Here is an 11,320-nt window from a genome sequence, read left to right on the forward strand (position 1 = left end):
CGCAGGGGCAATTCCGGAACACTTCCTGCAATACCCAATAAAAGAACAATTTTTTGACGGGTAGAACGGATGGCGGCGTCTGGTAGCGTAGTCGGACAACTTAAATCGGGTGCATCAGTTCTGATGCAGGGCAACCTCGGTATCCCAGTGATGCTGCTGGTGCTGCTGGGAATGATGACCCTGCCGCTGCCTCCATTTCTGCTCGATACATTTTTCACATTTAATATCGCCTTATCCATCGTGGTTCTGCTGGTCAGTGTGTACTCACGCCGGCCGCTCGATTTCGCTATTTTTCCAACCATTCTGCTGATTGCGACGCTGTTGCGGCTGGCGCTGAACGTCGCGTCTACCCGCGTCGTTCTCTTGTATGGTCATGAGGGCGGTGACTCGGCCGGTAAGGTGATCGAGGCGTTCGGTGAAGTACTGATTGGCGGCAACTACGCTGTGGGTCTGGTGGTGTTTATGATTCTGATGATCATCAACTTCGTCGTGGTCACCAAAGGTGCCGGCCGGGTGTCAGAAGTCAGTGCGCGTTTCACCCTGGATGCTATGCCCGGTAAACAGATGGCGATTGACGCCGACCTTAATGCCGGATTGATCGATGCAGAGCAGGCGAAAACCCGGCGTGCCGATATCGCCGCAGAAGCGGATTTCTATGGTGCGATGGATGGTGCCAGTAAATTCGTCAAAGGCGATGCGATTGCCGGGATTCTGATTCTTATCATTAACGTCGTTGGCGGTTTTGCTATCGGTATGGCACAGCACAACCTGACGTTTAACGACGCCGTCTCTGCCTACACGCTTCTGGCCATAGGGGACGGTCTGGTTGCGCAGATTCCTTCGCTGTTACTGTCAACCGCGACCGCCATCATGGTTACCCGTAACGGTACCGACGAAGACATGGGACAGCAGGTGTTCGGGCAGATGTTCGGTTCGGTTCGCGCGCTGGCTGTCTCTGCCGGTCTGTTGCTGCTTATGGGGCTGGTACCCGGCATGCCACATACGGTGTTTATCAGTGCAGCCATCATTGCAGGTCTGGCGGCCTACATCATTCACTGGAAGAAAGAGGGTGGCCAGCTGGGGGATGCCGTGGCTCAACGGCTTGGTGTCAAAACACCGGCGCAGCAGAAACAGGCGGCTCTGGGGCCGGGTACAGGTAACGCCCTGGCTGCTCCGAAGGAGAAAGCCGAGGCAGCCGTCAAACAACTCGAAGTGAAAGAGCTGGGCTGGGACGATGTTGAACCGGTCGACAGAGTCGGGCTGGAGGTTGGTTACCGTCTGATCCCTCTGGTCGATAAAAATCAGGGTGGCCAGCTGCTGGCGCGTATCAAAGGCGTCCGTCGCAAGCTGTCACAGGAGCTGGGATTTCTTGTGCCTTCGGTGCACATACGCGACAACCTCGATCTGCTCCCGAATCAATATCGGATAACGCTTATGGGAGTCACGCTCGCCGAAGCGGAAATTCATCCTGAACGCGAACTCGCGATTAACCCGGGCCAGGTCTTCGGAAAAATCGATGGCATGGCCACGGTGGATCCGGCATTTGGGATGGAAGCCTTCTGGATCACCCCGGATCAGAAAGACCGGGCGCAGACGCTCGGCTACACAGTAGTCGATGCCAGTACGGTCGTTGCGACCCACCTGAACCAGAAACTCAACACGCATGCACACGAACTGATTGGTCATGAGGACGTACAGCATCTGGTGGATATGCTGGCGAAAAGTTCACCTAAGCTGGCGGAAGAACTGGTACCGAATAAGGTGTCGGTCAGCCAGTTGCTGGGAGTTCTGCAGAACCTGCTGCGTGAGCATGTGCCGATCCGCGATCTTCGCTCAATCGCCGAGTCTTTGGCGAATTCGACCGCTCAGAGTCAAGATATTGCCGCTTTGACCGCTGCTGCACGCCTTGGTCTGGCCCGCATGATCACCCAGAACATCTTTGGTAACACGGATGAGCTGCCCGTGATGACCCTGGACCCAGGGTTGGAACAGTTATTGCTGAAAACTCTTCAGCAAAGTGCACAGCAGGGCAATATGCAGGGACTGGTTCTCGAGCCAGGTATGGCAGATACCCTGCAGCGTTCGCTGGCTGAGTCGGTTCAGACTCAGGAAGCCGCAGGACGTCCTGCTGTGCTGCTGGTGACTTCGCAACTGCGGCCTTCCATGGCTCAGTTTGTACGCAACAGCCTGCCGCAGATGCATGTGCTGGCGTACCAGGAAGTCCCGGATAACAAGAGTATTACGATTGTTGCTGCCGTTGGCGGCAAGTCCTGATGAGAAACGGTTATGAACGTAAAACGTTTTGTCGCTGAAAACATGCAACAGGCTCTGCGGATGGTGTCTGCAGAGTTAGGTCCGGATGCCGTGATCGTTTCCAGCAAAAAGCTGGAGCGCGGCATGGAAGTCGTTGCATCGGTTGACATGGCCGGTGCAGCTCAGGCTTCACAACCCGGAGAACTCGAGCGTCAGCTGCGCCTGCAGCGTGAACTGGACGCTGCCCGCGAAGCGACCCGTGAATCCGAGCAGAAACGTAAATCGGATCGCGAAGAACTGGTACGCCGCAGTGACCTGTCGGGTGCAGACGGTATCCGTGAAGCGCTGAGTGCACTGCGTTCAGAATCGCCGGCGAGCCCTTCCCGGAAACCTCAGGAGCCCAATACGACCGCCCAGCCAGCGGCGGCTCAGAACGGTGAATATCAGACCCGCCTGCAGGAAATGCAGGGGGAGCTGCGTGAGCTCAAAGACTGGTTAGTCAGCCACCAGGGGAGTGCCTGGGATACCCGGCGCCCACTGACATGGCAACAGTCTCAGTTGTGGCAGAGATGCCAGGACATGGGGCTGGAGCCTGCCTGGGCCGACCGGATTGCCAGCGCCAGCCCTGGTGAAGGTGAGCTTGATGCTGCCTGGAAGCAGGCGATGGAAATGATCCGTGGAGATCTTCCGATTACTGCGCCTGGTCTGCTTGAGCGCGGCGGACGTATTGCGCTGGTCGGACCGACAGGAGCCGGCAAGACAACGACCATAGGTAAAATTGCGGCGCGTTTCGTGCTGCGCCACGGCCCTGAGTCCGTCGCCTTCATTACGCTGGATAACTATCGCGTTGCAGCTCACGACCAGTTGCGCACGTTTTCGCGCATTCTGGGCGTAGATCTGAAGGTCGTGAAGCAGGGAGATGACCTGGCGAAAGCGATTGAGTCCGTCAGGGATAAGAAACTTGTACTGATAGACAGTGCCGGTCTTGCCAGTCAGGACCCACATTTTTCCGTTCAGTTGTCTATGCTTAAACAGGCAGGTGCAGGCATTACAAAGCTACTGGTACTGCCACTGACCAGTCAGGCCCGCTGCCTGCAGGAAAACTACGAACACTTCAAAGGCGCCGGCCTCAACGGTTGCGTCTTCACCAAGATGGACGAATGTTTCAGTCTTGGTGCGGGAATGAGCGTTGCAGCGCTGACCCGATTGCCCGTCACTCTGGTGACTGACGGCCCGCATATTCCGGATGATCTGCATTACCCGGATGCGGCAAGGCTGGTGAATCTGGCCGAACAGATGGCTCGTATGGCTCGCACCCGCTGGCAGGCGGCAGAAGCGATGAGCATGGCGAACCAACAGCAAAGCTTTCAACACGGAGTATAAGAGGTCATGTCAAGGCATCCGGTTCAGGTGATTGCAGTTACCGGCGGTAAAGGCGGCGTAGGTAAAAGTAACGTGTCAGTGAATCTGGGCATCGCCCTCGCTGAGATGGGGCGCCGCGTTGTCATTCTCGACGCCGATCTCGGACTTGCGAATATCGACATTCTGCTTGGTATCAGCGCCAATCGTACGATCGAAAACGTGCTGCAGGGAGAATGTGATCTGCGCGAAGTGATGGTGAAAGGGCCGGGAGGTATCCGCATTGTGCCGGCCTCGTCCGGGACTCAGAAACTGTCACAGCTGAACACTCTGGAGCACGCCGGACTGATTCAGGCGTTCGATGATATCGGCGACGACATCGACGTACTGATCATCGATACTGCCGCTGGGATTTCTGACACCGTTATGAGTTTCGTCCGCGCCGCTCAGGAAGTTCTGGTGGTCGTCACTGACGAACCCACGAGTATTACTGACGCGTATGCGCAGATAAAGCTGCTGAACCGTGATTATGGTGTGTTCCGTTTCCGGGTCGTGGCCAACATGGTCAGATCTCCCCAGGAAGGGAATGCATTGTTCGCCAAGCTGACCAAAGTAACAGACCGCTTCCTGGATGTTGCCATGCAGTATGTTGGCGCTATTCCGCAGGACGACGCAGTTAAGCGCGCGGTTCAGCGCCAGAAGGCGGTGATTGATGCTTATCCCCGTTCGAAGGCAGCCACGGCGTTCCGTGCGCTCTCTAAGAAAGTGGATTCCTGGCCTCTGCCGTCCACCCCGCGTGGACATCTGGAGTTCTTTGTAGACCGGCTGGTCCAGCAGGTGGGGGCCTGACGGGTGTCGACGGGAAGTTGCCTGGTGTATTCCGACGTACAGAATCAGAACTTTGACGAGCTGGTGCGAGAGCACGCCGGGCTGGTCAAGCGTATCGCGCATCATCTGATGGGGCGTCTGCCTGACAGTGTTCAGGTGGATGATCTGATCCAGGCAGGCATGATTGGCCTGCTGGAAGCGGCTCGCAAATATGACGGTGGCAAAGGCGCAAGCTTTGAAACCTATGCGGGAATCCGTATCCGGGGCGCCATGCTGGATGAGATCCGCAAGGGGGACTGGGCTCCGCGTTCCGTCCACCGCAATTCCCGCCGCATTACCGATGCAATTAAAGAAGTCGAAAGTGTGAAAGGGCGTGACGCTGAGGACAGCGAAGTCGCTGCTCACCTCGGAATCAGCCAGGAAGAATATCATTCGATTCTGCGTGACAGTAATGGCTGTCGCCTTTTCAGCTACGAAGAAGTGGCAGAGAAAAGTGAAAACGGCATGGAAGTTTTTCAGGAAACCTCGCCAAATCCGTTTGCCGGTATCGAGCGCGACGCTTTCCGCAGCCATCTGGCAGAGGCGATTAAGCTACTGCCAGAGCGCGAGCAGCTGGTACTGGCGCTGTACTACGACGAAGAGCTGAACCTGAAAGAAATTGGTGCGGTACTTGGGGTCAGTGAGTCCCGGGTCAGTCAGTTGCACAGTCAGGCGACTCACCGGCTGCGTGCGCGCCTTGGCGGCTGGCTCGATTCCTGACGCTGGTCGTTCTGGTCTGACCTGAGCCTTTCACTCCCTGGCCGGGCGCGCCAGCTGTGACTCTTTCTGTCGTATTCGTCAGCTATTTTTCCTCTTAATTTTCAAGCGCTTCGCCATTTCCTGTGATCTTTCACACAAACATCATTTCCCATCATCTCTTTTCTGGATAAAGCAGTAACTGCGTCTACACTAAATCTAGGAACGGCTTGGTTTGTAAAAGTCGATTATTGGAGGTCGGTTTGGACAAGAATATGAAAATTCTCATCGTCGATGATTTTTCCACGATGAGACGTATCGTAAAAAATCTTCTGCGTGATCTGGGGTTCACAAATACCCAGGAAGCAGACGACGGTACGACGGCACTTCCCATGCTGCAGAACGGCGATTTCGACTTTCTGGTAACAGACTGGAATATGCCGGGAATGACGGGCCTTGATCTGCTTAAGAATGTCAGAGCAGATGATCGCCTGAAAAGTCTGCCAGTACTGATGGTTACCGCTGAAGCTAAGCGCGATCAGATCGTTGCTGCAGCACAGGCAGGGGTAAATGGCTATGTAGTGAAGCCCTTTACCGCCGCTGTGCTGAAGGAAAAGATCGATAAGATTTTTGAACGCGTTGAAGGCTGACAGCAGGTGGTCTGATGGTTGATGTAAACCTGGAGAGCACAGACAGCCAGGTGGGGTCTGAAATAAAGACCCTGGCCGAGTCGATGCTGCGTGAACTGGAGCAAGGGGAGTTAAGCAAGGCGGTTGCCCTGGTTAACGACCTGAACGAACTCCGTGACCGCACACTGTTCAATGAGATTGGCAAGCTCACCCGGGCGTTGCACGAATCCATCAAGAACATAAACCTCGATTCGGTTGGCGCGGCATCCGAAATAGAACATACGACAGACAAGCTGCAGTACGTTCTGGAAATGACCGATAAATCCGCCAATCGCACGATGGATCTGGTGGATGAAGGGATGCCGGTTGCATCCGGTATGGCCGATAAAGCAACCGCTTTGTCGGCACGCTGGAAAAAATTTATGAGTAAAGAGCTGACGCCCTCTGAATTTCGTCAGCTGACACGAGATGTCGATGAGTACCTGAATAGCAGTGCCAGTGATGCCCGGATGATTAAAGGGCAGCTGTCAGAGATTGTTCTTGCACAGGATTTTCAGGATCTGACCGGGCAGGTGATTCATAAAGTGACGGATCTGATCCGTGATGTTGAACAACGCCTTGTCACACTCGTCGCAATGGCAGGTCACGTCGACCGGATGACCGGTATCGAACACGAGACGGAATCTGTCAAAGAAGAGCGGGAGAACGAGCCCGACATCAAAGCCGAAGGCCCACAGATTAACACTGCCAATGCAGACGTGGTGGGTAGCCAGGATGATGTTGATGACCTTCTTTCGAGCCTTGGATTTTAAAGGAGCAGCCGGATGAGTTTCGATGCCGATGAAGAGATTCTCCAGGATTTTCTTGTAGAAGCAGGAGAAATCCTGGAATTGCTGTCAGAGCAGCTGGTGGATCTCGAACAGCGTCCGGACGATAAAGATCTGCTGAATGCGATCTTCCGCGGATTTCACACGGTAAAAGGGGGCGCTGGTTTTCTTCAGCTGAGCCCTCTGGTTGATTGCTGTCACGCTGCCGAGAACGTGTTTGACACGCTTCGTAATGGCAAACGCTCAGTAAATTCTGATCTTATGGACGTTGTGCTTCAGGCACTGGACTCCGTCAATGAGATGTTCGACGCCGTGCGCTCCGGTGTGATGCCTGAAGACGCCGATCCGGCTCTGATCGAACACCTGCACCATCTGGCGTTGCCTGAAGATGAAGCACCCGCTGCGCCTGTCGCAGAAGAGCCAGAAGTCGTTGCAGAAGCACCAGCGGAAGAGCCAGTCCCTGACGGCGATTCGGATATCACCGACGATGAATTTGAGAAATTACTGGATGCTCTGGATGAAGCGCCTGCGGAAGACGCCGCGCCTGAAGCGAAATCGGATTCCGGTGATGCATTGTTCGACGAAGGCGATGATCTGTTCGGCATGGATGATTCAGCTGCTCCTGCTGCGGGAGCGGGCGGTGATGAAATTACGGAAGACGAGTTTGAAGCCTTACTTGACCAGATTCACGGTAAGGGCAAACACGGCGGCGCTGAAGAAAAAGCGGAAGAAAAAGCACCTGAAACTCCAGCCGCAGAGGCACCAGCGGCGGGTGGCGATGATCTGATCACCGACTCGGAATTTGAAGAGTTGCTGGACCGTCTGCACGGCAAAGGTAAACACGGTTCCGCCGGTGACACACCCGCAGCAGAAAAGCCGGAAACACCTGCTTCTCCTAAGGCACCTGAACCCCCGAAAGCGGCTGAACCGGTTGCTAAGAAGCCTGAGCCAGCTAAAAAACCTGAGCCAGCCAAAGCACCGGTGACACCGATTGCTGGCAAGGCGGCGGCTAAGCCTGAGCCGAAGAAAGCAGACAAAGAAGCCCCTGCAGAAGCAACCGTCCGGGTGGATACCAAACGCCTTGATGACATCATGAATATGGTGGGAGAGCTGGTTCTGGTACGTAACCGACTGGTTCGTCTTGGGCTGAAAAGTACCGACGAGTCCATGTCAAAAGCGGTCGCAAATCTGGACGTAGTTACCGGAGACCTGCAGGCGTCCGTTATGAAAACACGGATGCAGCCGATCAAAAAAGTATTTGGCCGTTTCCCGCGGGTTGTACGGGACCTGGCGAGACAGCTGAAAAAAGAAATTAACCTTGAACTGCGTGGTGAAGAAACCGACCTCGATAAGAACCTCGTTGAGGCTCTGGCTGATCCGCTGGTTCACCTGGTACGTAACTCGGTAGACCACGGTGTGGAACTGCCTGATGTGCGGGAGCAGAGCGGAAAAAATCGCGTGGGTACCGTGATTCTTTCTGCTGAGCAGGAAGGTGATCATATCCTGCTACGTATTCAGGACGATGGCGCTGGGATGGACGCCGACGTATTGCGTCGCAAAGCCGTAGAAAAAGGCGTGATGGATCAGGACGCCGCCGACCGGTTAACTGATAACGAATGCTTTAACCTGATTTTTGCACCGGGTTTTTCCACTAAAGAGCAGATTTCTGATGTCTCTGGTCGTGGCGTGGGTATGGATGTGGTGAAAACCAAAATTACCCAACTGAATGGCACGATAGCGATCGACTCACGCAAAGGTGAAGGGACGATCATCAGCATTAAAGTACCACTGACGCTGGCCATTATGCCGACGCTGATGGTGATGCTGAAAAACCAGGCATTTGCGTTCCCACTTGTGAACGTCAATGAGATATTCCATCTCGATCTGACTCAGACCAATGTGGTTGATGGTCAGGAAGTCGTTGTCGTACGGGAAAAACCCATCCCGCTCTTTTATCTGAAGCGTTGGCTGGTGAAAGGTGAAACCAGTGCACGCGCTGACGAAAGTGCTCATGTGGTGGTCGTTTCTGTGGGCAATAAAAAAGTCGGCTTTGTGGTTGATCAGTTGATCGGTCAGGAGGAAGTCGTTATTAAACCGCTGGGTAAAATGTTGCATGGCACTGCAGGTATGGCGGGCGCAACGATTACCGGAGATGGCAGAATTGCGCTGATTCTGGATATTCCAAGCATGCTGGCCAGATATGCATCGCGCCAGTCGAGCGCTGCCTGACGTACAGGAAGTATTATGATTCTTAAAGTGCTGGTGGTGGATGATTCAGGTTTTTTCCGCCGCCGCGTCACTGACATCATTAATGCCGATGGCAGGATGGAAGTGGTGGGTGTTGCCGAACATGGAAGACAGGCCATTGAGCTGAATGAGAGTCTCAAACCTGATGTCATCACCATGGATTACGAAATGCCGGTGATGGATGGCATAACTGCGGTCAGGCACATTATGTCGTCACGACCCGTACCTGTCCTGATGTTTTCGTCTCTGACATTTGAGGGTGCCCGGGTCACGCTGGACGCCATAGATGCCGGAGCGGTTGATTTTCTCCCCAAAAATTTTGATGCAATTGCCCGTAACTCTGAACAGATCCGGCGACTGCTGACCGATAAAATTGAAGCCGTGGCGCGCAGCCGGCAGAGCCCGGTGCCCGCCAAGCCAGCGCCTCGTCCGGCGACCACTTCAGGAACACGTTTAAAAGGGATTGAGCTGATTGTTATCGGTACCTCTACCGGTGGACCTGCTGCGCTTCAGACCGTCTTCAGATCTATTCCTGCCGATTTCCGGGTTCCTATTATTATCGTTCAGCATATGCCCGCCTCTTTTACGACTGCATTTGCTGAGCGTCTGAATAATCTCAGTGGTCTGAGCGTGAAAGAGGCCGCTGATGGAGATGCCATTCGTCCGGGGTGTGTCTATGTTGCGCCAGGCGGAATGCAGTTGATGGTCGATCGCAGAGCCGGTGGTTCGATCCACATCCGCGAAAGCGATGAGAGGATTAACTATCGTCCCAGCGTTGATATTGCATTCGCTTCGGCTGCGAAACACTACGGCGGGCATTCTCTTGGGATTGTGCTGACAGGAATGGGCGCTGATGGCAAAGAAGGTGCGCGCCTGATTAAAGAGGCGGGCGGCCATATCTGGACACAGGACGAAGCGACGTCTGTGATTTATGGCATGCCGATGTCGGTCAACCGCGCAGGGTTGAGCGATGCCGTCCTGGCGTTATCTGATGTCGGGCCAAAGTTGGCGTCTGACGTCCGCTGAGGCGGCAGATCTTTGCCCTTTTCATGCTGAATGCCCCGATATTTCAGGATTTTATCCCCAATATCCGATACTGACACGATTTTTGCTTCAGTCTACCGGAAGACTCATGGGATGCTGATGCCCAACGTACTACAGGAACTGTGCCGTGCGAATCTGGTCGATTTCGAATCAAAAAGGCGGGGTAGGAAAAACTACCACGGTTGTCTCACTGGGAGGCCTGCTGGCGGACTCCGGTAAGCGGGTTCTGCTGGTTGATCTGGACCCCCATGGGTCGTTAACCAGCTATTTCGGGCAGGACCCGGATGGCCTGGATCGCAGTCTGTACCATTTGTTTTTCGAACAGCGTTGGCGGGATGTTGACTATATCCGCGCGACCTTAAAACCGACGTCGTTACCCAACGTCATGATGCTACCGGCGACGACCTCGCTGGCGACACTGGAGCGTCAGGTGAGTGGTCAGGACGGCATGGGCCTGGTACTGGCACGGTCGCTCGCTCAGTTGTGGGATGAGTATGACTACGTGCTTCTCGATACGCCTCCGATTCTTGGAGTGCTTCTGGTAAACGCTCTGGCAGCCTGTCAGCAGCTGGTGATACCGACACAGACCGAGCATCTCGCCCTGAAAGGGCTGGAGCGTATGGTTCATACACTGAAGATGGTGATGAAATCCCAGAAGCGCCAGTTACCTTACTGGATCGTACCGACTCTGTTTGATCGCCGCACGACGGCCTCGCTGACCAGTCTCAAAGAAATGCGGCGCACCTACCAGGAAGCGCTTTGGGACGAGGCCATTCCTGTCGATACCCGTCTGCGCGATGCCAGTCATGAAGGCGTTTTCCCACATCAGTTGGACCCGGACACCCGTGGTGTCAGGGCATACCGCCACCTGCTGGCAATGCTGGATAAGCAGGGGAAGTGATATGACGGGGAACAGTGACATCCTGCTCGGATATTTTGACAGTCTGCTGGCACCTTGTCCGGCGGATGAGTCGGGTGAACATCCTCTCGACAGTCTGCTTCTCGATGCCACTGCTCCTTTTGCTGGCGAAGCCGATACGGTCGCCAGTGGTTATCGCCTGATTGCACTGATGTTGCCGGGCACCCCTCTGGGGCGCGCCGCTGCACTGACACTTAACCTTGAGCTACTCTGCAGGCTGCGGAAACTGGAGCCCGGTCGCTTACATTCTTCCATGCTTGCCGCCTGTGAGCCGGAGCATTGGTATGGCTGATACGCCTTCTCCAGACACTAAGGTGAAGAATCAGGTCGATGGTGTCCTGCAGGACTACCTCGATCAGCTGCTTGTTGTGGCGACTGAAACCAGGGTCAGCACCATCATAACTGAGCCTGAGCCTGAGCCTGAGCCTGAGCCTGAGCCTGAGCCTGAGCCTGAGCCTGAGCCTGAGCCTGAGCCTGAG

The 11,320-nt window shown here is 54.8% G+C and carries 11 protein-coding genes; all 11 read left to right on the forward strand.

Annotation, left to right across the window (positions count from 1 at the left end; all coding sequences use genetic code 11):
• The first annotated feature begins 69 nt into the window (after positions 1-69).
• On the forward strand, positions 70-2,274 hold the full coding sequence (gene flhA / locus Q1L85_RS16225; protein ID WP_300424695.1) for a flagellar biosynthesis protein FlhA: 2,205 nt from the start codon (positions 70-72) through the stop codon (positions 2,272-2,274).
• A 12-nt stretch (positions 2,275-2,286) separates the two neighbouring features.
• A complete protein-coding gene (flhF, locus tag Q1L85_RS16230; protein WP_300424697.1) occupies positions 2,287-3,636 on the forward strand; it encodes a flagellar biosynthesis protein FlhF in 1,350 nt (449 codons plus the stop codon).
• A gap of 6 nt (positions 3,637-3,642) precedes the next feature.
• Positions 3,643-4,461 (forward strand): MinD/ParA family protein, encoded by an 819-nt coding sequence (locus Q1L85_RS16235; protein WP_300424698.1) that lies wholly within the window; start codon positions 3,643-3,645, stop codon positions 4,459-4,461.
• Positions 4,462-4,485: 24 nt separating this feature from the next.
• A complete protein-coding gene (locus Q1L85_RS16240; RefSeq protein ID WP_300433595.1) occupies positions 4,486-5,199 on the forward strand; it encodes an RNA polymerase sigma factor FliA in 714 nt (237 codons plus the stop codon).
• Between the two features lie 239 nt (positions 5,200-5,438).
• On the forward strand, positions 5,439-5,825 hold the full coding sequence (gene cheY / locus Q1L85_RS16245; RefSeq protein ID WP_300424700.1) for a chemotaxis response regulator CheY: 387 nt from the start codon (positions 5,439-5,441) through the stop codon (positions 5,823-5,825).
• A gap of 14 nt (positions 5,826-5,839) precedes the next feature.
• Positions 5,840-6,616, forward strand: coding sequence for a protein phosphatase CheZ (locus Q1L85_RS16250; protein ID WP_300424702.1), 777 nt, complete (start codon positions 5,840-5,842; stop codon positions 6,614-6,616).
• Between the two features lie 12 nt (positions 6,617-6,628).
• Positions 6,629-8,860, forward strand: coding sequence for a chemotaxis protein CheA (locus Q1L85_RS16255; protein WP_300424704.1), 2,232 nt, complete (start codon positions 6,629-6,631; stop codon positions 8,858-8,860).
• A 15-nt stretch (positions 8,861-8,875) separates the two neighbouring features.
• Positions 8,876-9,904, forward strand: a complete 1,029-nt coding sequence (locus tag Q1L85_RS16260) for a chemotaxis response regulator protein-glutamate methylesterase (protein WP_300424705.1) — start codon at positions 8,876-8,878, stop codon at positions 9,902-9,904.
• 145 nt (positions 9,905-10,049) lie between these two features.
• Complete coding sequence (locus Q1L85_RS16265) at positions 10,050-10,823, forward strand: ParA family protein (protein ID WP_300424706.1); 774 nt, start codon at positions 10,050-10,052, stop codon at positions 10,821-10,823.
• Position 10,824: 1 nt separating this feature from the next.
• Entirely contained in the window at positions 10,825-11,133 is a 309-nt protein-coding gene (locus tag Q1L85_RS16270; RefSeq protein WP_300424708.1) for a hypothetical protein, read from the forward strand.
• Positions 11,126-11,320 (forward strand): hypothetical protein (locus Q1L85_RS16275; RefSeq protein WP_300433596.1); only part of this gene is annotated, 195 nt, incomplete at its 3' end. The genes Q1L85_RS16270 and Q1L85_RS16275, both read left to right, overlap by 8 nt.

Origin of the sequence: uncultured Thalassolituus sp. (genome assembly GCF_950066645.1) — a bacterium.
GTDB lineage: Bacteria > Pseudomonadota > Gammaproteobacteria > Pseudomonadales > Oceanobacteraceae > Thalassolituus.

Coding starts and splice junctions, on each gene's coding strand:
- flhA (WP_300424695.1), top strand. CDS start 70: ATGGCGGCGTCTGGTAGCGTAGTCGGACAACTTAAATCGGGTGCATCA.
- Q1L85_RS16270 (WP_300424708.1), top strand. CDS start 10,825: ATGACGGGGAACAGTGACATCCTGCTCGGATATTTTGACAGTCTGCTG.
- Q1L85_RS16235 (WP_300424698.1), top strand. CDS start 3,643: ATGTCAAGGCATCCGGTTCAGGTGATTGCAGTTACCGGCGGTAAAGGC.
- Q1L85_RS16255 (WP_300424704.1), top strand. CDS start 6,629: ATGAGTTTCGATGCCGATGAAGAGATTCTCCAGGATTTTCTTGTAGAA.
- Q1L85_RS16260 (WP_300424705.1), top strand. CDS start 8,876: ATGATTCTTAAAGTGCTGGTGGTGGATGATTCAGGTTTTTTCCGCCGC.
- Q1L85_RS16250 (WP_300424702.1), top strand. CDS start 5,840: ATGGTTGATGTAAACCTGGAGAGCACAGACAGCCAGGTGGGGTCTGAA.
- flhF (WP_300424697.1), top strand. CDS start 2,287: ATGAACGTAAAACGTTTTGTCGCTGAAAACATGCAACAGGCTCTGCGG.